Here is a 21,066-nt window from a genome sequence, read left to right as displayed (position 1 = left end):
TTATGGGCCTTACATCTTCAAAGCCTGTTCGATCTTGCCGACCAGTTGAGGATCTTCCGGCGCGACCTTGCTCGGGAAGTGCTCCAGCACCTTGCCGTCGCGGCCGATCAGGTACTTGGTGAAGTTCCACTTCGGTTCCTTGCCGGTGATCCTGGCCAGTTCGGCGTGCAGCGGATTGGCTTCCGGACCCGAGACGACGCTCTTGGCGAACATCGGGAATTTCACGCCATAGGTGTTGAAGCAGAAGTCGGCGATTTCCTTGGCGCTGCCCGGTTCCTGCTTGCCGAAGTCGTTCGAGGGAAAGCCCAGCACCACGAGACCGCGGCCGCCGTACTTGGCGTGCAGCTTCTCCAGGCCTTCGTACTGCTTGGTGAAGCCGCAGTAGCTGGCGGTGTTCACCACCAGGACCACCTTGCCGGCGTACTGGCACAGGTCCTGCGGCGCTTCGTCCTGCAGGCGCTTGAAGTTGTGCTTGAGGACGGCCGGGCAGCTCGCCGGACGGGCGCTCAGCGGCGCCGCGGCGGTCTGCGCGCGCACCGGCTGGGTGACGCTGGCGGCCGCCAGGGCGGCCAACGCGAAGGCAAGGATCTTGGTCATGGTGGAGGTCCCACAAAGAAAGGTGCCACGATTGTAACGCAGCACCTTGCGCACGGCTGGACTCAGGCCTGGAGGCTGCGGTGCTCGATCTTGATGCAGTGGTTCATGACCACGTCCAGTCCGGCGGCGCGCGCCAGGTCGGCGGCGGCCTGGTTCTCGATGTCGAGCTGCATCCACAGGCAGCCGGCGCGCACGGCGATGGCGTCGCGCGCGATCGGCGGGATGTCTTCGGACTTGCGGAAGCAATCGACGATATCGATGCGCTGGCCGTTGGCGGCCAGGGAATCGGCGGCTTCCTGCAAGGTGGCGTAGACCGTCTCGTCGAGAATCGTCTGGCCCGCGTAGCTCGGGTTGACCGGGATGACCTGGTAGCCGTGGCCCTTCAGGTATTCGGCGACGCCGTAGCTCGCACGGTCGGGTTTGTTCGACAGGCCGACGATGGCGATGGTCTTGCTGTCGTTGAGGATCTGGGCAATGCTTCTCATGGTGGATGCGGAGTAGTTCAGGGTTCGCTGTTAGCTTATCAGGTTTGCATCAGCGCTGGCGTGGCGCGCGCAAACGTGAAAAGATGCGGATTCGTCCCCGATCGAGCCGTCCCATGCGCCTGTTCGCCCTCTCCTTTCTTGCCGCCGTCCTGGCTGCCCCTGCCCATGCCCAGCAGCCGCTGGCCGGCGTCGAACGCGCCATCGTTCCCGTGGCCGCCTGGGGCGGTACCCCGGCGGATGCGGCCAAGGCGCGTCCTCATCGGATCACGCAGATCACGCTGCACCACCAGGGCGAACCCTTCCTGCCGGGTACCGATCCGCAAGCCTACCTGCGCCGGCTGCAGACCTGGTCGCGCACCACCAAGGGCTGGATCGACATTCCCTACCACTACGTGATCGATCTGGAAGGACGGGTGTACGAGGCGCGTCCCATCGGATTCGCGGGCGACACCAATACCGAGTACGACCCGGCCGGGCACGCCCTGATCGAGGTGGTCGGCAATTTCGAGGAAGTGGAACCGAACCAGCGCCAGCTCGATGCGGTCGTCGATGTGATGGCGATGCTGGCGGCGAAGTACGGGGTGCCGCTGGACGAAATCCGCAGCCACCGGGACTACTCGGACAAGACCGTGTGCCCGGGAGCGAATTTGTACCGCTATGTGAAGGAAGATTATTTCCGCCACAAGGTGGCCTTGAGGCTGGCGGGAGAGCAGGCACGCGCGCCGCGCTGAGCCGCCCTCAAGCCAGCAGTTAGCGCTTACTGCAGCCGTGCGCCGCGCAGCTCGCGGCCACCCTGCTTCAGCACCAGCACCGGCGCATCCCCCTCGCCCTTGGCGAACGCGATCTCGGCATCGACCTCGCGCGAGAAGAACACGTCGTCCCTGGCCGCGAAGATCTCGAGCTTGCGCTGCCCGGTCGCCTGCGCGAAGTAGCGGTCGCCTTCGCGCGTCAGCTCCATCACGAAGCCCGGGCGCAGCTCGTAGCGACCCGCGCGGCTGTCGAAGGCCGTGCTGGCGATCCTGACCGCCTCGCGCGGCGCCGGGGCGTCGCCGGTGCGCGGCTGGACCAGGACGCCGCCGTCGTAGTGCTGGGTCACCTGGGTCACCCGGCCCTTGTCGTCGCGCGCGAACTCGAAGTACTCCAGGGAATTGGGAAGGAAGAAGCCGTTCGGCGAGAAGGCCTTCACCGTGACCGGAGGACGGCCGGTGCGCTGCATCACCAGCTTGTCGCCGTCGCGGCGGAACACGCGCTGCACGCCTTTCTCGACTTCGTAGCTGCCGTTGAAGGCGTCCAGCGCCGCCGGCTCGAGAGCCACTTCCTTGAAGTCGCGATAGGGCTTGCCGATGGCGACGCCGGCCGCCTTGCGCGCCACCATGCCCGGATTCACCGGGCCGCTGTCGCTGTTGGTCAGGACCGCCACGTAGAGCTTCTGTTCCGGCACCCGCATCGCATAGGTCGAAAAGCCGGGGATGCCGCCGCCGTGCCCGATCGCGGGGACGCCCTGCAGCTGCGTCACTTCCCAGCCATAGCCGTAGTTGGTTTCCTTGCCGTCGCTCAGGCGGTAGGAGGTGAAGGCTTTGTTCCAGCTGGCCGGCTTGAGCAGCTTGCCACTGCCGATGGCGGCGTCCCAGCGCGCCAGGTCGTCCACGGTGGACACCAGTGCACCGGCCGCGTAGGGCTGGCTCATGCTGACCCGGATCGGCGGCGCGTAGCCATTCTCGGCCGCGGTATGGCCGGCGGCGGCCGGGCCCTTGCTGCGCTCGAAGCCTTCGTAGGCGGTGTGCGTCATCCCCAGCGGCACGAAGATGCGCTGCTCGACGAATTTCGCATAGGGCTGGCCGGAGATCTTTTCGATGATCGCGCCGAGCAGGAAGTAGCCCGAGTTGTTGTAGCGGTAGCGGCTGCCCGGCTCGAATTCCAGCGGCTCGTTCTTGAAGGAGTCGATCATCTGCGCCACACTGAGGTCCTGGGTCATGCGCGCCTTGAATCCCGGCTGGCTGGTGTAGCTGACGATGCCCGAGGTATGGGTCAGCAGGTGTTCGATGGTGATCTTCTTGCCCTGGGTGGGATAGTCCGGCAGGTACTTCGTGATGTCGTCGTCGACCGAGAGCTTGCCCTCTTCCGCCAGCATCAGGATGCCGGCCGCGGTGAACTGCTTGGTGATCGAGCCGAGGCGCAGCGCCATGTCCGGCGTCATCCTGGCGCCCTTGCCCACGTCGGCCATGCCGTAGGCCTTGCGCAATACGGTCTTGCCGTCCTTGACCACGATGACCGTGCCGCCGGGAGCGTCAGCCTTGAAGTGGGGCGCGATGACCCCGTCGATGCGGCCGGCCAGGTCCTGCACGCCCGCGGCGGGGGCGGAAGCATCCTGGGCGAAGGCGGCGTGCGGCTGGCATAGCAGGAGCACGGCGGCGCAGATGGCGGTACGGAGCAGCATGGTCGGATCCCTTTCTTGATGTTGTTGAGCGATCAATGTAGGACGCCCGGGCGTGCGGCGGCAATCGCGGCCGGATAAACGGTCGTTCCGGTGGGTCGAGTGGTCGGATTCACGGGGCGACTGGTGGGCCGCCGGCAGGGGCGATCCTGCTACCTCAGGGCAGTTTCGCGGCGAGGAGGATCCACATCACCGTCATCAGGGCGATGCCGGTCACGGTCACGCAGGACCAGGTGAAGAACCAGGCCGACAGCACGGTCGCCTGCATCACCCGTTCGAACAGGAAGCCCAGGGTGAAGTCGCAGGCCGCCAGCACCGACCAGCGCCGCATATAGACGGGCAGGTAGCGGCTCATGCGATGGTTGTGCTCGCGTGCGGCGTGGCGTTCGAACAGGTTGCGCGCGGCGTTCACGTCGCGGAACAGCCAGTCGAAGAAGAGGAAGCGGTACAGCGTGCGGCCAAACGACACATCTTGCGGCGTTTGCTGTTGTTCGCGATGCGGTGGGTGCTTGTCCATGTCGACTCGGAGGTGGCGTGCCCGGACCGGCACTGGCCCATCCTACGCTGAAACACGCTGCCTCAACGTGCGCGCGGTAACAGTAGGTCAGCTTTGACCCTGAAAACAGCCGGCGCAACCAACAGTAGATCTTATTCCCAGACTCTCGGAAAGGAATCCATTTATTGGCGAATATTCATTCGCATTTAGAATAAATAAGTGAAGGAGCGGTCAATAATCCTCCATGAATAAAATTGATTGCGATACGTATCTTACTCTCATTGAATAAATCTCTCACAGTAGAATGATTTCACCGGCTGCAATAACGCGCCGGGTAATTTGGAGACTTACAATAAAATGCAAGAACTGACTTTTGACGAGATCAATAGCGTTAACGGCGCAGCCATTTCCTTCACCGTGACCGTGGACTGGGACTGGGGCGGTGCAACTGCCGGCGCCATCGGCGGCGCCATCGGCGGCTCGCTGGGCGGCTTCGCAGGCGCTGGCCTGGGCGCAATCGGCGGCGGCATCGCCGGCGGCCTGAAAATCAGCTTCTCGTAATAGCCCGCCGTAGGCTATATTAGTATGGAGCGGTCCCCGTGGCCGCTCCATATTGAAAGGAACAGGTATGCAGAATAAATATGTACAAGCGCTGATCGCAGCGGTTATTTACGCAATTGTTTTCCCATTCCTTTATCGGACATTGACGAATAATTCGCTCGCAATCGATTCGATCGCGGTTTCTACCGCCATCTTTTTCTTTTTTATGCTGGCTTATTTCAGCCGCAAGAAAAAAGACGAAAAAAGAGGTTAATTACGCTGGTATCCCAGCGATAAATCTATTTGAATTGGCCGCGTAGCGCTGGTTTGCGACGCGGCAGTATCTTTTCCCCGTCATCCGTTCGAGATGCCCCTTTGTCCCGCCGAGAGCAGGACTGCCGCATTGCCTCCTGATGTTTTCCTCGACTGGCGCTGGCGCCAGGACGACTATCATGAAGGGCGTGGACGCCAATAAAAAAGGCAGCCCATGGGGCTGCCTTTTCTCGATGCTGCACGGAAGAGCTTAACGGCCCTTCGAACGCAGCTTCTGGATCGCCGCGAGCTGCGCGATCGCCGCGGCCATTTCGGCCTGGGCTTTCGCGTAGTCGATCTTCGATTCCTTGTTCAGCATCAGCTCTTCGGCCTGCTTCTTGGCCTCGATCGCCTTCGCTTCGTCCAGGTCGCTACCGCGGATCGCGGTATCGGCCAGCACGGTCACGCCGTTCGGCTGCACTTCGAGGATACCGCCGGCGACGAAGACGAACTCTTCGCCACCACCGGCCACCTGGATTCGCACAGCACCCGGCCTGATGCGCGTGATCAGCGGGGTGTGCTTCGGGTAGATACCCAGCTCGCCCGCTTCACCCGGCAACGCGACGAATTCAGCCTGGCCGGAGAAGATCTGCTCTTCGGCCGAGACCACGTCCACTTGAATAGTGTTTGCCATGTCTTTCCTTCAGTTTAAGAAGCCGGCTGCAGAAATCCCGGATAACCTGCTGCGCGTTGCAGTTTCGGGCGGCGATGCTCGCTGTACTAGCGTACAGCTGCGCTTCTCACCCAAAACTGCCGCCGCTCGCGACGGTTCTCCGAGATTTCTTTAGGCAGCCAGTTTCTTGGCCTTTTCGATCGCTTCCTCGATGGTGCCGACCATGTAGAAGGCCTGCTCCGGCAGATGGTCCAGTTCGCCCGAAGCGATCATCTTGAAGCCCTTGATCGTGTCTTTCAGCGAAACGTACTTGCCCGGCGAGCCGGTGAACACTTCAGCGACGTGGAACGGCTGCGACAGGAAACGCTGCATCTTACGAGCGCGTGCGACGACCAGCTTGTCTTCCGGCGCCAGTTCGTCCATGCCCAGAATCGCGATGATGTCGCGCAGTTCCTTGTAGCGCTGCAGGGTGCCCTGCACGGCGCGCGCGGTGTTGTAGTGCTCTTCACCGACGACCAGCGGGTCCAGCTGGCGCGAGGTCGAGTCCAGCGGGTCCACTGCCGGGTAGATACCCAGCGAAGCGATGTCACGCGACAGAACGACGGTCGAGTCCAGGTGGGCGAAGGTGGTAGCAGGCGACGGGTCGGTCAAGTCGTCCGCAGGGACGTACACGGCCTGGATCGAGGTGATCGAGCCGGTCTTGGTCGAGGTAATACGCTCTTGCAGGCGGCCCATTTCTTCGGCCAGGGTCGGCTGGTAGCCCACCGCCGACGGCATACGGCCCAGCAGTGCCGACACTTCGGTACCGGCCAGGGTGTAGCGGTAGATGTTGTCGACGAAGAACAGAACGTCCTTGCCTTCATCGCGGAACGCTTCCGCCATGGTCAGGCCGGTCAGCGCGACGCGCAGACGGTTGCCCGGCGGCTCGTTCATCTGGCCGTAGACCATCGCCACTTTCGAGTTGGTCGGGTTTTCCAGGTCGACGACCTTGGCGTCCGCCATCTCGTGGTAGAAGTCGTTACCTTCACGGGTACGCTCACCCACGCCGGCGAACACGGACAGACCCGAGTGCGCCTTCGCGATGTTGTTGATCAGTTCCATCATGTTGACGGTCTTGCCGACGCCGGCGCCGCCGAACAGGCCGACCTTACCGCCTTTTGCGAACGGGCAGACCAGGTCGATCACCTTGATGCCGGTTTCCAGCAGGTCGGTCGACGGCGACAGCTCGTCGTAGGCAGGCGCATCGCGGTGGATCGATGCCATGCGCTCGTGGCTGACCGGACCGCATTCGTCGATCGGGTTGCCCAGCACGTCCATGATGCGGCCCAGGGTCGGGGTGCCGACCGGGACCATGATCGGGTTGCCGGTGTTCTGGATGATCATGCCGCGACGCAGGCCTTCCGAGCTGCCCAGTGCAATGGTACGGACGATACCGTCGCCCAGCTGCTGCTGGACTTCCAGGGTCAGTTCCGAACCTTCCATTTTCAGTGCGTCGTACACTTTCGGCATGGCGTTACGCGGGAATTCCACGTCGACCACGGCGCCGATACACTGAACGATTTTGCCATCAGCCATTTTCGTTCCTTCAGATATATAGTTAATTTCTTTTACGTGATCGGTTAAACGGCTGCTGCGCCGGAAACGATCTCGGAGAGTTCTTTGGTAATCGCTGCCTGGCGGGTCTTGTTGTAGACCAGCTTCAGGTCGCTGATGACACTACCGGCGTTGTCGCTCGCTGCCTTCATCGCCACCATGCGCGCCGATTGCTCGGACGCCAGGTTCTCGGCCACGGCCTGGTACACCAGCGCCTCGACATAACGCACCAGCAGCTCGTCGATGACGACTTGCGCTTCCGGTTCGTAGATGTAGTCCCAGCTGATACCGCCGGCATCCTTTTCCAGGTGCTTCGCCGGCAGCGGGAGCAGCTGCTCGACCATCGGCTCCTGCTTCATCGTGTTGATGAACTTGGTGTAGCACAGGTAGACAGCGTCGAGCTTGCCTTCCTGATACGCGTCCAGCATCACTTTGACCGGTCCGATCAGCTTGTCCAGATGCGGCGTATCGCCGATCTGGGTCACCTGCGAGACGACCTTCATGCCCATGCGGTTCAGGAAGCCAAGGCCCTTGTTGCCGATGGCAACCGCTTCGACCTTGTTGCCCGCCTGTTCCATCTCGCGCGCTTTTTGCGTCACCTGGCGCAGCACGTTGGTGTTCATGCCGCCGCACAGACCCTTGTCGGTCGTGACGACGATGAAACCCACGGCCTTCGCCTGCACGTCCTTGGCATGCGCCATGAACGGGTGCGTGTATTCCGGGTTTGCGCCGGCAAGATTGGCGGTGATGTTACGAACCTTGTCACTATAGGGACGGGCGGCGCGCATGCGATCCTGCGCCTTGCGCATTTTCGATGCGGCGACCATTTCCATCGCCTTGGTGATCTTCTTCGTATTCTCTACGCTCTTGATCTTGCCACGAATCTCTTTGCCTACTGCCATGAGTCCTTACTCCTTCCGCGCACCGGCGCCGTGCTTACACGGCGCCGGCTCGTCGATTAATATGCGCCGGATTTCTTGAAATCAGCAATGGCGGCGGCCAGCGCAGCTTCGCCGTCCTTGTCCAGTTGCTTGGTTTCGTCGATCTTCGACAGCAGCGCAGCGTGGCTCGACTTCAGGAAGTTGTGCAGACCGTGCTCGAACGGCAGCACTTTCTTGACTTCGATGTCGTCCAGGTAGCCTTTGTTGACGGCGAACAGCGATGCGGCCATCAGCGAGGTCGACAGCGGCGAGAACTGCGGCTGCTTCAGCAGTTCGGTGACGCGGGCGCCACGGTCCAGCTGCTTGCGGGTCGATTCGTCCAGGTCCGATGCGAACTGCGCGAACGCAGCCAGTTCACGGTACTGCGCCAGGTCGGTACGGATACCGCCCGACAGGCCCTTGATGACCTTGGTCTGGGCTGCGCCACCGACGCGCGACACCGAGATACCGGCGTTGATCGCAGGACGGATGCCGGCGTTGAACAGCGAGGTCTCCAGGAAGATCTGGCCGTCGGTAATCGAAATCACGTTGGTCGGCACGAAGGCCGAGACGTCGCCTGCCTGGGTTTCGATGATCGGCAGTGCGGTCAGCGAACCGGTCTTGCCGGTGACGGCGCCGTTGGTGAACTTCTCGACGTAGTCGGCGTTCACGCGCGCTGCGCGCTCGAGCAGGCGGCTGTGCAGGTAGAACACGTCGCCCGGATAAGCTTCGCGGCCCGGCGGACGGCGCAGCAGCAGGGAGATCTGGCGGTATGCGACAGCTTGCTTCGACAGGTCGTCGTACACGATCAGCGCGTCTTCGCCGCGGTCGCGGAAGTATTCGCCCATCGCGCAGCCCGAGTAGGCCGAGATGTACTGCATCGCAGCCGATTCCGAAGCGGACGCGGCGACAACGATGGTGTACTCCATCGCGCCGTGCTGTTCCAGCGAGCGGACGATGTTCTTGATGGTCGATGCCTTCTGGCCGATTGCGACGTACACGCAGGTGACGCCCTGGCCCTTCTGGTTGATGATCGCGTCGACTGCGACAGCCGATTTACCGGTCTGGCGGTCGCCAATGATCAGCTCACGCTGGCCACGGCCGATCGGCACCATCGCGTCGATCGACTTGATGCCGGTCTGCATCGGCTGCGAGACGGATTCACGGGCGATCACGCCCGGAGCGATCTTTTCGATCGGCGCGGTCAGGGCGGTGTTGATCGGACCCTTGCCGTCGATCGGCTGGCCCAGTGCGTTGACGACGCGGCCACGCAGTTCCGGACCGATCGGCACTTCCAGGATGCGGCCGGTGGTCTTGACGGTGTCGCCTTCCGAGATGTGCTCGTAAGCACCCAGGATCACGGCGCCGACCGAGTCACGCTCGAGGTTCATCGCCAGACCGAAGGTGTTGCCGGGGAATTCCAGCATCTCGCCCTGCATCACGTCCGACAGACCATGGATGCGGCAGATACCGTCGGCGACGGAGATCACCGTGCCTTGATTGCGAACATCAGCGGATGCTTCGAGGCCCTGGATCCGGCTCTTGATCAGTTCGCTGATTTCAGATGGGTTAAGTTGCATGCTTGCTAACTCCAATAATGTTTTTTGATGCGTAGGGCAAGGGCGGGACGCCGGCGAGTGCGATGTTCTTACGACACCAGCGCAACATGCATCTGTTGCAGCTTGGCGCGTACCGAGGTATCGAGCACTTCGTCACCAACGACCACGCGCACACCACCGATCAGCGAAGGATCCACTGTTACCGTTGGGTTCAGCTTGCGGCCAAATTTCTTTTCCAGCGTAGCAACCAGCTGCGAGAGCTGGTCAGCCGAGATCTCGAAGGCGCTGTAGATCGTGGCGTCGGCAGCACCTTCGCTCGCGTTCTTCAGGGCAGCAAACTGGGTGCTGATCTCGGGCAGCAGGGCGATGCGGCCGTTTTCAGCCAGCATCGCGATAAAGTTCTTCGCTTCAGCGTTCAGCGGCGACTTGACCAGGGACGCAATCGTGTCCGCCAGCTGTGCGTGGGTGAGGTTCGGGTTGCTGGCGAAGGCCTGCACTTCGGGATTCGCGCCGATCTGGCCGAGTTCCGAAGCGACGGCCGACCACGCGGCCATGTCGCCGGATTGGGCGACACGGAACAGCGCTTCGGCGTAGGGGCGGGCGACGGTTGCGAGTTCTGCCATGATCAGAGCTCGGTCGACAGTTTCGACAGCAGGTCGGCGTGGGCCGCTGCGTTCACTTCACGCTTCAGGATCTGCTCGGCGCCCTGGACGGCGAGGGTCGCCACCTGGCCGCGCAGTTCTTCGCGGGCACGGGTCACTTGCTGCTCGGCGTCGGCCTTGGCGGCGGCGACGATACGGGCGGCTTCTTCGGTAGCGGTTTGCTTGGCTGCGTCGATGATCTGGGCAGCACGCTTTTCAGCGTCGGCAATGCGCTTCTGGACTTCGTCACGGGCGCCAGCCAGTTCGGTCTGCACGCGCTTCTCGGCGGCGGCCAGGTCGGCCTTGCCACGATCGGCTGCTGCCAGACCATTCGCGATCCTTTCGGCGCGCTCGTCCAGCGCTTTCATCAGTGGCGGCCACACGAACTTCATGGTGAACAGCGCCAGGATGAAAAAGACCCCGAACTGGACAAACAACGTTGCGTTGATGTTCACGGTATTTTCCTTCTTACAGAAACACGGATGCCGAACCAGAGTTGGTTCGGCCCTTCAAGACTTCAAGCCGCCAGGTCTTAGCCGGTGAACGGGTTGGCGAATGCGAACATCATTGCGATACCAACGCCGATCAGGAATGCCGCGTCGATCAGGCCAGCCAGCAGGAACATCTTGGTCTGCAGGGTGTTCATCAGTTCAGGCTGACGTGCCGAGGCTTCCAGGTACTTACCGCCCATCAGAGCGATACCGATACATGCGCCGATAGCGCCGAGGCCGATGATCAAACCGCAAGCCAGTGCAACAAAAGAAACGTCAGTCATGATTACTCCAAAAAGTTAATTTAAAAACTAGATTAAAAACTACAACTTCGTTACAACCACTATCTTGTTCGATGCTTGCGGCGCCGATCAGTGGCCTTCATGGGCCTGACCGAGATACACCAGCGTCAGCATCATGAAGATGAATGCCTGCAGGAACACGATCAGGATGTGGAAGATCGCCCAGATCGAGCCTGCGATCACATGACCGACGATACCGAAGACGGTGAAGGTCGAGCCAAGCAAAGCGATCAATAGGAACAGCAGCTCGCCGGCGAACATGTTGCCGAACAGTCGCATTGCCAGCGACACCATTTTTGCTGCGTATTCGATGACGTTCAGGAGCAGGTTGAACGGCGCCATGGCGATGCCGAACGGTGCTGCGAACAGTTCGTGGAGCCAGCCGCCCAGGCCCTTGATCTTGATGCCGTAGTAGATCATCAGGACCAGCACGCCCAGGGCGATGCCCATGGTGCCGTTGATGTCGGCGGTCGGAACCACGCGGTGGTACGGGAAGACATGGGTCAGACCCAGCCATTCGAAGCCTTTGGCGAACATGTCGACAGGCAGGAAGTCCAGCGAGTTCATCAGGGCGACCCAGACGAACACGGTCAGCGCCAGCGGAGCGATGAAGCTGCGGTCGCCGTGGACGATCGACTTCGACTGGTCTTCGACCATCTCGACGACCATCTCGACAGCGGCCTGGAAGCGGCCCGGCACGCCCGAGGTGGCGCGGCGCGCCGCCATCCACATCAGCAGCGAGCCGATGACGCCCATCAGCACCGACCAGAAGATGGTGTCGTAGTGCAGAATCGAGAAGTCGATCGGGCTTTCCTGATGGTGGTTCGACAGGAAGCCGAGGTGGTGCCGGATGTATTCTGAAGCGGTGGGCGCGTGTGCTGCGCCTTCGGTTGGATTCGCCATTATCGTTGCCTAAATAATAAGAATATGTAACTTTTCAGTGCCACGATGAACCCGCCCATCAGGGCCAGCCAGTTCAGATCGCGGTACAGCCACGCCGTTACGCCCAGGAGCGCCAGCGTCATTCCAATCTTTATAAATTCCCAGATGAAAAACGTGAAGGGGTTTGCCCCTCCCGCTTTCGTTGATGCGGCAAACAGGCGTACCGCCATAATTCCGTTGGGCACGACACAACACAAACCGCCCAGTACTGCCGAAAACATCGCAGGCCATCCCCCCAGCAGTGCGGCGATGAGGCCGGCGACTACCGTTGCGATCAACTGCAGGGAAACGATGCGCAGCATTTTTTTCTAGTTTCGCGCCCGCGCATGTGGACGATTTGCGATGTGGTAATTACATGAATCAGCGGGATTATAAGTGGTTATACGGACGTGAGTCAAACGATTCGCAAGTTATAACTGAGACGTATAGATGGCGAAACTGTCACGTCTGAATGGGAGATTGTGCAATCTTTTCAGTTACTTAAGTAAAGACTGCTGTTGACTGCCGAGTTAACAATTTACCGCTTGGTAAGGGGATGCGGCAGGGGGAAAGACAGGCAGATCTTGTGTGTCTGACAGGGAAGTTTTCCCTGGGGGAAGTGGTGTTTGAAGCATCGCCCGGCGGTTGATCCGCCGGGCCGGTGATGTGCTGTTGTGATAATGAAACAGGCGGGGGGGCGATCAGGTGCGCAAGCGCGCCAGCACGCCGTCCAGGATATCCAGGTCGGCAAAGTCGATGATCAGCTGCCCCTTCCCTTTCGCGCCCATCTTGAACATGACCGGGGTCGCCAGCTTGTCCGAGAGCTCCTCTTCCAGGCGCACGATGTCGCCCGGCTTTTCCTTGGCGCGCGGCGCGGCGGCCGGCGCGTTCTGCTCTTCGATCGCACGGGCGACCAGCTTCTCGGTCTCGCGCACCGACAGGCGCTTGGCGATCACCTGGTTCGCCAGGGTGATCTGGCTTGCGCTGTCCACCGCCAGCAGGGCGCGGGCGTGGCCCATGTCGATGTCACCTGCCATGAGCATGGTCTGCACCGGCTGCGCCAGGTTGATCAGGCGCAGCAGGTTCGACACGGCGCTGCGCGAACGGCCGACGGCGGCGGCGGCCTGCTCGTGGGTGAAGTTGAAATCCGAGATCAGGCGCTGGATGCCCTGCGCTTCTTCCAGCGGATTCAGGTCTTCGCGCTGGATGTTCTCGATCAGGGCCATCGCGGCGGCGGCCTGGTCGTCGACGTCGCGCACCAGCACCGGGATTTCTTCCAGGCCGGCCATCTGGGCGGCGCGGAAGCGGCGTTCGCCGGCGATGATCTCGTAACGGGCGCCGGAGCCGGAGCCGTCGTGCAGCGGACGCACCAGCACCGGCTGCATGATGCCCTGGGTCTTGATCGAGGAGGCCAGCTCGCTGAGCGAGCCTTCGTCCATGCGGGTGCGCGGCTGGTACTTGCCGGCCTGGATCTGCGCCACCGGCAGTGCCGACGGATTGTTCGGCGCCAAGGCCGGTTCGCTGTCGCCGCCCAGCAGCGCGTCGAGGCCGCGGCCGAGTCCTTTCAGTTTTTTGCTTGCCATGTTGTTCTAGCTCTCTTGATTACATTGTCTTGATGCGCTCGACCATCTCGGCGCCGAAGGCGATGTACGCCTGCGCGCCCTTGGAGGACGGATCGAACACCACGCCCGGGATGCCGTAGGACGGCGCTTCGGCCAGGCGCACGTTGCGCGGGATGATGGTCTTGAATACCTTGTCGCCGAAGTGCTGCTCCAGCTGGCTCGATACCTGCTGCGACAGGGTCATGCGCGGATCGAACATCACGCGCAGCAGGCCGATGATGCGCAGGTCGGTGTTCAGGTTGGCGTGCACCTTCTTGATGGTGTTGACCAGGTCCGACAGGCCTTCGAGCGCGTAGTACTCGCACTGCATCGGGATGATCACGCCGTGCGCGCCGCACAGGCCGTTCAGGGTCAGCAGCGAGAGCGCCGGCGGGCAGTCGATCAGGATGAAGTCGTAGTCCGCGTCGACCTTGGCCAGCGCGTCCTTCAGGCGGCGCTCGCGGTTGTCCAGCGCCACCATCTCCACTTCGGCGCCGGCCAGCTCGCGGTTGGCGGGCAGCACGTCGAAGCGGCCTGCTTCCGAACGCAGGCGCGCGGTGGCGACATCGGCCTCGCCCAGCAGCACCTGGTAGATGGACGCTTCCAGTTCGGCCTTGTTGATGCCCGCCCCCATCGTGGCGTTGCCCTGGGGATCAAGGTCGACCAGCAGCACACGCTGGTTCAGCTTCGCAAGGCCTGCCGCCAGGTTGACGGAGGTAGTGGTCTTCCCGACTCCCCCTTTTTGATTCGCAACGCAAAATATCTTCGCCATCTATTCTTTTCCGTGGATGCGACAACAAGACGATATACCGTTCATACCGTACAAACCATTCGAATGATTTATAAGGTATAAACGGTATAAACGATTTATACAGTTAATATGATTTAGCCATTTCGCTGGATGAAAACGAGATGGCGTTCGGCTCCCAGCCTTGGCACCTGCAGGGGCTGCAAATCCGTCACTTTCCATTCGCCTGGCAGCCGCTCGCGTTCCTCGCTCGGGGCCACGCCTTTCAAGGCGATGAATTGGCCGCCCTCGTCCAGCAGGTGGCCCGACCACTCCACGAAATCCGACAGGTCGGCGAAAGCGCGCGAGGTGATGACGTCGAATTTGTCGCTCACCTCGAGTTCCTGCACTTTTTTCGTGTAGACCGTGACGTTGGCCAGGCCCAGCTCCGCCTTCACCTGCGTGAGGAAAGCGGTTTTCTTGTGCACGGTGTCGATCATCGAGACTTTCATGTCCGGCCTTGAGATGGCCAGCACGATGCCCGGCAATCCGCCCCCTGCCCCGACATCCAGCACATTGCGCGCGCCTTTGAATGCCGGCACGGCCGCGAGCGAGTCCAGCAGGTGGTGGGTCACCATCTGCATCGGGTCGCGCAGCGAGGTCAGGTTGTAGACCGAGTTCCACTTATACATCAGCTGGACGTAATCCATCAGCTGGTGCTGCTGCGCCTCGGGTACGTCCAGCTGCATCTCCGTGATGCCCTGGGCCAGCACTTGCGCCAGCGCGGCGCGGTCGAATCCCCTCATTCGGCCTGCTCCACGGCTGCGTTGCTGAAGCCCTTGGCGCCGCGCTTTTTCAGGTGCACCAGCAGCAGCGAGATCGCCGCCGGGGTCACGCCCGAAATGCGCGAAGCCTGGCCCAGGGTCTCGGGACGCTGTTTGTCCAGCTTCTGGCGCACTTCGATCGACAGCGCCGCGATCTCCAGGTAGTTCAGGTTCTCCGGCAGCTTCAGGTTTTCGTAGTGCTCGTGGCGTTCCACTTCGCGCGCCTGGCGGTCGATGTAGCCCGCGTACTTGATCTGGATCTCGACCTGTTCCTTGACGGCCGGATCATCGACACCCGGGCCGGCCAGCGGCTGGCCCTCGTTGCCGCTCATGCTCATCAGGGTGTCGTACTCGACGCCTGGACGGCGCAGCAGGTCGGCCAGGTTGTATTCGCGTTCGATCGCCTGCCCCACCACGCGCTCGGATTCGGCGGCGGCGAGGATGCGCGGGTTGACCCAGGTGGCGCGCAGGCGTTCCAGCTCGCGAGCCACGGATTCGCGCTTGGTCTCGAAGGCTGCCCATTGCGCGTCGCCGACGACGCCGAGCTTGCGGCCGATTTCGGTCAGGCGCATGTCGGCGTTGTCCTCGCGCAGCGAGAGGCGGTATTCCGCGCGGCTGGTGAACATGCGGTATGGCTCGGCCACGCCCTGGGTAGTGAGGTCGTCGACCAGCACCCCGAGGTAGGCTTCCGAGCGGCCCGGCGTCCAGGCGTCCTTGCCCTGGGTTTGCAGCGCGGCGTTGAGGCCGGCCAGCAGGCCCTGGGCCGCGGCTTCTTCGTAGCCGGTGGTGCCGTTGATCTGGCCGGCGAAGAACAGGCCCTTGATCGCCTTGGTTTCCAGCGAGGCCTTCAGGCCGCGCGGGTCGAAGTAATCGTATTCGATCGCATAGCCGGGACGCAGGATGAAGGCGTTCTCCAGGCCGCGCATCGAGCGCACCAGGTCCAGCTGCACGTCGAACGGCAGGCTGGTCGAGATCCCGTTCGGATAGAACTCGTTGGTGGTCAGGCCTTCCGGCTCCAGGAAGATCTGGTGCGATTCCTTGGAGGCGAAACGGTGGATCTTGTCTTCGATCGACGGGCAATAGCGCGGACCCACGCCTTCGATCACGCCGGTATACATCGGGCTGCGGTCCAGGCCGGAGCGGATGATGTCATGGGTCTTCTCGTTGGTGTGCGTGACCCAGCACGGCACCTGGCGCGGGTGCATGGCGGCATTGCCCATGTACGAGAACACCGGCACCGGATCGAGGTCGCCGGGCTGTTCGGCCAGCACCGAGAAGTCGATGCTGCGGCCGTCGATGCGCGGCGGCGTGCCGGTCTTCAGGCGGCCATGGGGCAGCTTGAGTTCCTTCAGGCGCGCCGACAGCGAGGATGCGGGCGGATCGCCGGCACGACCGCCCGAATAATTCTGCAAGCCGACGTGGATTTTGCCATCGAGGAAGGTGCCTGCGGTCAACACCACAGCACGGGCGCGGAACTGCAGGCCGATCTGGGTGACGGCGCCGACCACGCGGTCGCCCTCCACCATCAGGTCGTCCACCGCCTGCTGGAACAGCCACAGGTTGGGCTGGTTCTCCAGGCGCGAACGGATCGCCGCCTTGTACAGGACGCGGTCGGCCTGGGCGCGGGTTGCGCGCACGGCCGGGCCCTTGGACGAGTTCAGGATGCGGAACTGGATGCCGGCCTCGTCGGTGGCGATAGCCATGGCGCCGCCGAGGGCGTCCACTTCCTTGACGAGGTGGCCCTTGCCGATGCCGCCGATGGACGGGTTGCAGGACATCGCACCCAGGGTTTCGATGTTATGCGTGAGCAGCAAGGTCTTCTGCCCCGTGCGTGCGGACGCTAGTGCGGCTTCGGTACCGGCATGGCCGCCGCCGACGACGATCACGTCGAATTCAGTAGGAAATAGCATGATGGGAGTAAAGCGAGGAGACTAATGCGCGATTATAGATTCTTTTTTCTTGCGGGACCCTCAACCGGTCCGAAAACGACGAAATTTTGTTCCACGTGAAACAATACTCAGCAGTTATTGGCTTTCGAGCATTTTGGTTTCACGTGAAACAATCAACAAAAAAGCCGGGACAAGCCCGGCCTCATTGTTTCACGTGGAACAGTCCGACTACCAACCGATCTTCGTGAAAGCATCATAGGCGGTCTTCAGGATCAATCCGGTCACCACGAACAGGAACAGCTTGCGCACGAAACCACTACCGTGCTTCAGCGCCAGCTTGGTTCCGATCAAGGAGCCGGCAATCTGGCAGCCAGCCATCATCAAGCCGATCTGCCACAACAGGTGGCCGCTATAGCCGAACCACAGCAAGGCCGAGAAATTGCATGCCACATTGACGATCTTCGCCGCCGCAGATGCGCTCAGGAAGTCGAAGCCGAAGAAGCGCACGAACAGGAAGATCAGGAAGCTGCCGGTACCCGGACCGAAGAAGCCATCGTAGAAACCGATTGCCGCGCCAATGCCGATGGCCCAGTAGCGCTCGGCCAGGCCGCTATGCACAGGTGCGTGCACTGCCCCGAGGTCCTTCTTCTTGAACGTATAGACCGCCACCGCCACCAGGATAATTGGCAGCAGTGTACGTACAAAGTCGGCCGGTACGCGGGTGACGGTCCAGGCGCCGGCAAAGGACAACGCGAAAGCGGCCAGCGCCGCCGGCGCCGCAGTGCTCCACGCTACCCGCACCCGGCGCGAATAATTAATCGCTGCGGCGCTGGTGCCGAAAATGCTGGCGAACTTGTTGGTGCCAAGCAGCGTGGCCGGCGCTTCTTTCGGCAGGATGGAAAAGATGGCGGGAATCTGGATCAGGCCGCCGCCACCGACAACGGCGTCGACCAGCCCGGCAGCAAACGCGGCGCCGCCGAGCCAAACTAAATCGATCATGGGGAACTTTCGGATTGGTGCAGAGCCTGCATTTTACGGCAAGCGAAGTTCTCGAGCGCAAGACTAACGAGGGGCGAGGATGCGGTAAGCTTCCAGCACCACACCCATGGAGACCAGCATGACCGCCTTCGCTTTCAGCACCGTCGCCAGCATCCTGTCCGAACCGGGCGCCAGCGCCAATCTGGGCCACCTGCTCGCCGAGCGTTTCCCGGGAACGAAGCGTCCCCTGCTCGTCACCGACGCCGGCTTCCTGCGCACCGGACTGATGGAAGCGGCGCTGATGGATCTTGTGCGGCATGGCATGCAATCCGCGGTGTTCTCTGACGTGGTCGCCGATCCGCCCGAAGACGTCGTACTGGCCGCCGTCGCAGCGGCACGCCAGCACGATGCCGACCTGATCATCGGCTTCGGTGGCGGCAGTTCGATGGACGTCGCCAAGCTGGTGGCGGTGCTGGCACAGGGGAGCCAGGCGCTGCCGGAGATCTACGGCATCGGCAAGGTGGCAGGCAAGCGGCTGCCTCTGGTCCAGGTGCCAACCACCGCCGGCACGGGATCCGAAGTCACCAACATCGCCATCGTCACCACCGGCGCCACGACCAAGACCGGCGTCGTGGCGCCCCAGCTGTACGCGGACCTTGCGGTGCTGGACGCCAGCCTGACCCTCGGCCTGCCGCCGAAGGTCACCGCCGCAACCGGCATCGATGCGATGGTGCACGCCATTGAAGCCTACACCAGCCGCCACAAGAAAAATCCGCTATCCGACGCGCTGGCACGGGAAGCGCTCGGCCTGCTGTCGCGGAACCTGCTGCCGGCCTGCGAACGCGGCCAGGATTTGCAGGTCCGCCAGGCGATGCTGCTTGGCGCCTGCCTGGCCGGGCAGGCGTTCTCGAACGCGCCGGTGGCGGCGGTGCATGCGCTGGCGTATCCGATCGGCGGCATCTTCCATGTGCCGCACGGCTTGTCGAATTCCCTGGTCCTGCCGCACGTACTGGAGTTCAACCTGCCCGATGCGGAAAGGCATTATGCGGAGCTGGCGGACATCGTCGTCCCGCAAGCCAGCGGTAGCGACGAAGCACGCGCGCGGGCCCTCATTGCTGCGACGCAGCAAACGGCCAGGATGACGGGAATCGAAACCAGTCTGCGCCAGGTCGGCATCACGGAAAGCGATCTCGACCGGCTGGCCGACGATGCGATGCTGCAAACCCGGCTGCTGGGAAACAACCCGCGCGAACTCAGCCGCGAGCATGCGCGGGCCATCTACGCCGCCGCGCTATGAGTTGCGAAGGAAATCGATCAGGAGCGCGTTGAGCTTGTCCGTCGCGGACAGCTGCATCCAGTGTCCCACGCCGTCCAGGCGTTCGTAGCGGAAGCCCGCACGGCAGTAATCGGCCGAGTCGAGCATCTGTTTTTCGCCCAGCGCCGGATCGCGGTCGCTCCAGATACCCATCACCGGCACCTCGACCGGCCCCCAGCGGCGCGACGAACCCAGCTTGAGATTGGCGCGGTAGTAGTTGAGCGCGGCGGTCAGGCGCCCTTCCGGCTCCAGCGCCGACAGCCACAATTTTTGCTGTTCCTTGTTGCGCGTCAGCTGGCGAATGAAGAACCAGTCGTTGGCCATGATCGCCTGCTCGGCGACGACCGGCATCAGGAAGCCCTGGATGTACCAGAAACGCATCTGCTGCTCCACGCCCGCGTTGGCGATCGCCGCCGGGTGGCCGGTCGACATGGCGACGAAGCGTTCCACCCGGTGCGGCGCATCCATGCAGACTTGCCAGCCGACCAGCCCGCCCCAGTCGTGGCCGACGATGGCCGCCTTCCCGATGCCGAGCACATCCATCAGGCCCAGCACGTCCGCGCGCAGGAATTCGATGGCGTAGGCGCCGGTGCTGGAAGGCGCATCGGTCTGTCCATAGCCGCGCATGTCGGGGGCGATGACGCGCATCCCGGCCGCTGCGAGCGCCGGGATCTGCTTGCGCCAGATGGAATGGGTATCAGGAAAACCGTGGAGCAGCAGCACAGGCGGACCTTCGCCCATGCTGACGTAATGCATGTTCAGACCATTGACTGTGACCTGGTGCGACTCGACACCCATGCTCTCTCCCGGCGCAAGCAGTGGCGGCGCCGCCACCCGGACCTGCGCGCTCAGGCATTCGCCTTGCGCCCCTTGTCGAGCAGAGCACCGATTTCCCCCACAATACCACGCCGGAACAATAGAACACAGACAATGAAGATCAAGCCGGTGACCATGCCCACCGACTCGCCCAGGCTGCCGAACCACGCGATGCCGAGCGACTCCGACAGCCAGGCGCCCAGGTCGCCCAGCTTGTTTTCCAGGGCAATGATGAGGAAGGCGCCAAGGATGGGCCCGGCAAGCGTTCCCATGCCTCCTACAAGCGTCATCAGGACCACCAGGCCCGACATGGTCCAGTGGACGTCGGTCAGCGTCTCAAAGCCCAATACGAGCGTTTTGGTGGCTCCTGCGAGCCCTGCCAGGGCTGCGGACAGCACGAAGGCCAGCAGCTTGTAGCGGTCGACCTCGTAGCCCAGGGAGACGGCGCGCGCCTCGTTCTCCTTGATCGCCTTGAGCACCTGGCCGAAGGGCGAATGCACGGTGCGGACGATCAGGGCGAAGCCGGCCACGAACAGGGCCAGCACCACGTAGTACATGGTCAGGTCGCTGGACAGGTCGAGCGCGCCGAACAGGCGGCCGCGCGGCACGCCCTGCAGGCCGTCCTCGCCATGCGTATAGGGCGAACGCAGGGCGGCGAAATACACCATCTGGGCCAGCGCCAGGGTGATCATCGAGAAGTAGATGCCCTGGCGGCGGATCGCCAGCGAGCCGATCACCAGGCCCAGCAGGCTGCTGGCCAGCACGCCGCAGACGATGCCCAGTTCGGTCGGCAGGCCAACGACCGTCAGCAAGTGCCCGGTGACATAGCCGGCGCTGCCGAAAAAAGCGGCATGGCCAAAGGACAGCAGGCCGGTGAAGCCGATCAGCAGGTTGAAGGCGCAGGCGAACAGGGCGAAGCACAGCAGCTTCATCAGGAACACCGGATAGGCGAAGAAGGGCGCGGCCAGCGCCACGACGAGGGCGATCAGGTACAGGAGTTTCTTATTCATGG

General features: G+C 62.4%; 24 protein-coding genes. 4 read left to right on the top strand and 20 right to left on the bottom strand.

Features of this window, described 5'->3' with window-relative positions; genetic code table 11:
* Positions 1 to 9: 9 nt before the first annotated feature.
* Together J8847_RS02170 and J8847_RS02165 are read right to left on the bottom strand one after the other, a co-directional pair.
* On the bottom strand, positions 10 to 597 hold the full coding sequence (locus tag J8847_RS02170; RefSeq protein ID WP_211523045.1) for a glutathione peroxidase: 588 nt from the start codon (positions 595 to 597) through the stop codon (positions 10 to 12).
* Between the two features lie 62 nt (positions 598 to 659).
* Entirely contained in the window at positions 660 to 1,082 is a 423-nt protein-coding gene (locus J8847_RS02165) for a CoA-binding protein (protein WP_211523044.1), read from the bottom strand.
* Between the two features lie 113 nt (positions 1,083 to 1,195).
* On the opposite strand from J8847_RS02165, the gene J8847_RS02160 reads away from it, so the two are divergent.
* Positions 1,196 to 1,813: a peptidoglycan recognition family protein gene (locus J8847_RS02160; protein WP_211523043.1), complete on the top strand. Its 618-nt coding sequence runs from the start codon at positions 1,196 to 1,198 to the stop codon at positions 1,811 to 1,813.
* A 26-nt stretch (positions 1,814 to 1,839) separates the two neighbouring features.
* On the opposite strand, the gene J8847_RS02155 is transcribed toward J8847_RS02160, so the two are convergent.
* Together J8847_RS02155 and J8847_RS02150 are read right to left on the bottom strand one after the other, a co-directional pair.
* Complete coding sequence (locus J8847_RS02155; protein ID WP_211523042.1) at positions 1,840 to 3,519, bottom strand: serine hydrolase; 1,680 nt, start codon at positions 3,517 to 3,519, stop codon at positions 1,840 to 1,842.
* 154 nt (positions 3,520 to 3,673) lie between these two features.
* Positions 3,674 to 4,033, bottom strand: coding sequence for a hypothetical protein (locus J8847_RS02150; protein ID WP_211523041.1), 360 nt, complete (start codon positions 4,031 to 4,033; stop codon positions 3,674 to 3,676).
* Between the two features lie 336 nt (positions 4,034 to 4,369).
* Here J8847_RS02150 and J8847_RS02145 point away from each other — a divergent pair, with 336 nt between their 5' ends.
* A complete protein-coding gene (locus tag J8847_RS02145; protein ID WP_211523040.1) occupies positions 4,370 to 4,573 on the top strand; it encodes a hypothetical protein in 204 nt (67 codons plus the stop codon).
* Between the two features lie 67 nt (positions 4,574 to 4,640).
* Positions 4,641 to 4,826 (top strand): hypothetical protein, encoded by a 186-nt coding sequence (locus tag J8847_RS02140; protein ID WP_211523039.1) that lies wholly within the window; start codon positions 4,641 to 4,643, stop codon positions 4,824 to 4,826.
* A 249-nt stretch (positions 4,827 to 5,075) separates the two neighbouring features.
* Here J8847_RS02140 and J8847_RS02135 read toward each other — a convergent pair whose 3' ends face one another.
* The 14 genes from J8847_RS02135 to J8847_RS02070 all read right to left on the bottom strand — a co-directional run bounded on the left by J8847_RS02135 (position 5,076) and on the right by J8847_RS02070 (position 17,944).
* Positions 5,076 to 5,498, bottom strand: coding sequence for a F0F1 ATP synthase subunit epsilon (locus J8847_RS02135; protein WP_211523038.1), 423 nt, complete (start codon positions 5,496 to 5,498; stop codon positions 5,076 to 5,078).
* 150 nt (positions 5,499 to 5,648) lie between these two features.
* A complete protein-coding gene (gene atpD / locus J8847_RS02130; RefSeq protein ID WP_211523037.1) occupies positions 5,649 to 7,052 on the bottom strand; it encodes a F0F1 ATP synthase subunit beta in 1,404 nt (467 codons plus the stop codon).
* Between the two features lie 44 nt (positions 7,053 to 7,096).
* Positions 7,097 to 7,972, bottom strand: a complete 876-nt coding sequence (atpG, locus tag J8847_RS02125) for a F0F1 ATP synthase subunit gamma (protein WP_211523036.1) — start codon at positions 7,970 to 7,972, stop codon at positions 7,097 to 7,099.
* A gap of 56 nt (positions 7,973 to 8,028) precedes the next feature.
* Complete coding sequence (gene atpA, locus J8847_RS02120) at positions 8,029 to 9,570, bottom strand: F0F1 ATP synthase subunit alpha (protein WP_211523035.1); 1,542 nt, start codon at positions 9,568 to 9,570, stop codon at positions 8,029 to 8,031.
* A gap of 68 nt (positions 9,571 to 9,638) precedes the next feature.
* Positions 9,639 to 10,172, bottom strand: a complete 534-nt coding sequence (locus J8847_RS02115) for a F0F1 ATP synthase subunit delta (RefSeq protein WP_211523034.1) — start codon at positions 10,170 to 10,172, stop codon at positions 9,639 to 9,641.
* A gap of 2 nt (positions 10,173 to 10,174) precedes the next feature.
* Entirely contained in the window at positions 10,175 to 10,645 is a 471-nt protein-coding gene (locus J8847_RS02110) for a F0F1 ATP synthase subunit B (RefSeq protein WP_211523033.1), read from the bottom strand.
* A gap of 77 nt (positions 10,646 to 10,722) precedes the next feature.
* On the bottom strand, positions 10,723 to 10,965 hold the full coding sequence (gene atpE, locus J8847_RS02105; RefSeq protein WP_211523032.1) for a F0F1 ATP synthase subunit C: 243 nt from the start codon (positions 10,963 to 10,965) through the stop codon (positions 10,723 to 10,725).
* Positions 10,966 to 11,052: 87 nt separating this feature from the next.
* Positions 11,053 to 11,886 carry a F0F1 ATP synthase subunit A gene (atpB, locus tag J8847_RS02100; protein ID WP_211523031.1) on the bottom strand — a complete coding sequence of 278 codons (834 nt, stop codon included), beginning with the start codon at positions 11,884 to 11,886 and terminating at the stop codon, positions 11,053 to 11,055.
* Positions 11,886 to 12,227: an ATP synthase subunit I gene (locus J8847_RS02095; protein WP_211523030.1), complete on the bottom strand. Its 342-nt coding sequence runs from the start codon at positions 12,225 to 12,227 to the stop codon at positions 11,886 to 11,888. The genes atpB and J8847_RS02095 overlap by 1 nt, the downstream gene beginning before the upstream one ends.
* A gap of 378 nt (positions 12,228 to 12,605) precedes the next feature.
* Entirely contained in the window at positions 12,606 to 13,487 is an 882-nt protein-coding gene (locus J8847_RS02090) for a ParB/RepB/Spo0J family partition protein (RefSeq protein WP_211523029.1), read from the bottom strand.
* A gap of 19 nt (positions 13,488 to 13,506) precedes the next feature.
* Complete coding sequence (locus J8847_RS02085) at positions 13,507 to 14,277, bottom strand: ParA family protein (RefSeq protein ID WP_211523028.1); 771 nt, start codon at positions 14,275 to 14,277, stop codon at positions 13,507 to 13,509.
* Between the two features lie 113 nt (positions 14,278 to 14,390).
* The gene (gene rsmG, locus J8847_RS02080; RefSeq protein ID WP_211523027.1) at positions 14,391 to 15,038 is read right to left on the bottom strand and encodes a 16S rRNA (guanine(527)-N(7))-methyltransferase RsmG; all 648 of its coding nucleotides are present in this window, start codon (positions 15,036 to 15,038) and stop codon (positions 14,391 to 14,393) included.
* Positions 15,035 to 16,966, bottom strand: coding sequence for a tRNA uridine-5-carboxymethylaminomethyl(34) synthesis enzyme MnmG (gene mnmG / locus J8847_RS02075; protein WP_211523026.1), 1,932 nt, complete (start codon positions 16,964 to 16,966; stop codon positions 15,035 to 15,037). Before mnmG ends, rsmG begins: the two co-directional genes overlap by 4 nt.
* 207 nt (positions 16,967 to 17,173) lie before the next feature.
* Positions 17,174 to 17,944, bottom strand: coding sequence for a TSUP family transporter (locus J8847_RS02070; RefSeq protein ID WP_211523025.1), 771 nt, complete (start codon positions 17,942 to 17,944; stop codon positions 17,174 to 17,176).
* 118 nt (positions 17,945 to 18,062) lie between these two features.
* On the opposite strand from J8847_RS02070, the gene J8847_RS02065 reads away from it, so the two are divergent.
* On the top strand, positions 18,063 to 19,220 hold the full coding sequence (locus J8847_RS02065; protein ID WP_211523024.1) for an iron-containing alcohol dehydrogenase: 1,158 nt from the start codon (positions 18,063 to 18,065) through the stop codon (positions 19,218 to 19,220).
* On the opposite strand, the gene J8847_RS02060 is transcribed toward J8847_RS02065, so the two are convergent.
* Positions 19,215 to 20,036 (bottom strand): alpha/beta fold hydrolase, encoded by an 822-nt coding sequence (locus J8847_RS02060; protein ID WP_211523023.1) that lies wholly within the window; start codon positions 20,034 to 20,036, stop codon positions 19,215 to 19,217. The two genes, J8847_RS02065 and J8847_RS02060, sit on opposite strands and share 6 nt — an antisense overlap.
* A gap of 50 nt (positions 20,037 to 20,086) precedes the next feature.
* The gene (locus J8847_RS02055; protein WP_211523022.1) at positions 20,087 to 21,064 is read right to left on the bottom strand and encodes a branched-chain amino acid ABC transporter permease; all 978 of its coding nucleotides are present in this window, start codon (positions 21,062 to 21,064) and stop codon (positions 20,087 to 20,089) included.
* Between the last annotated feature and the right edge of the window lie 2 nt (positions 21,065 to 21,066).

This window comes from Massilia sp. AB1, assembly GCF_018119385.1.
Classification (GTDB): domain Bacteria; phylum Pseudomonadota; class Gammaproteobacteria; order Burkholderiales; family Burkholderiaceae_D; genus Telluria.
The sequence above is the reverse complement of the archived record's forward strand: the minus strand, read 5'-3'. Positions and strand labels throughout refer to the sequence as shown.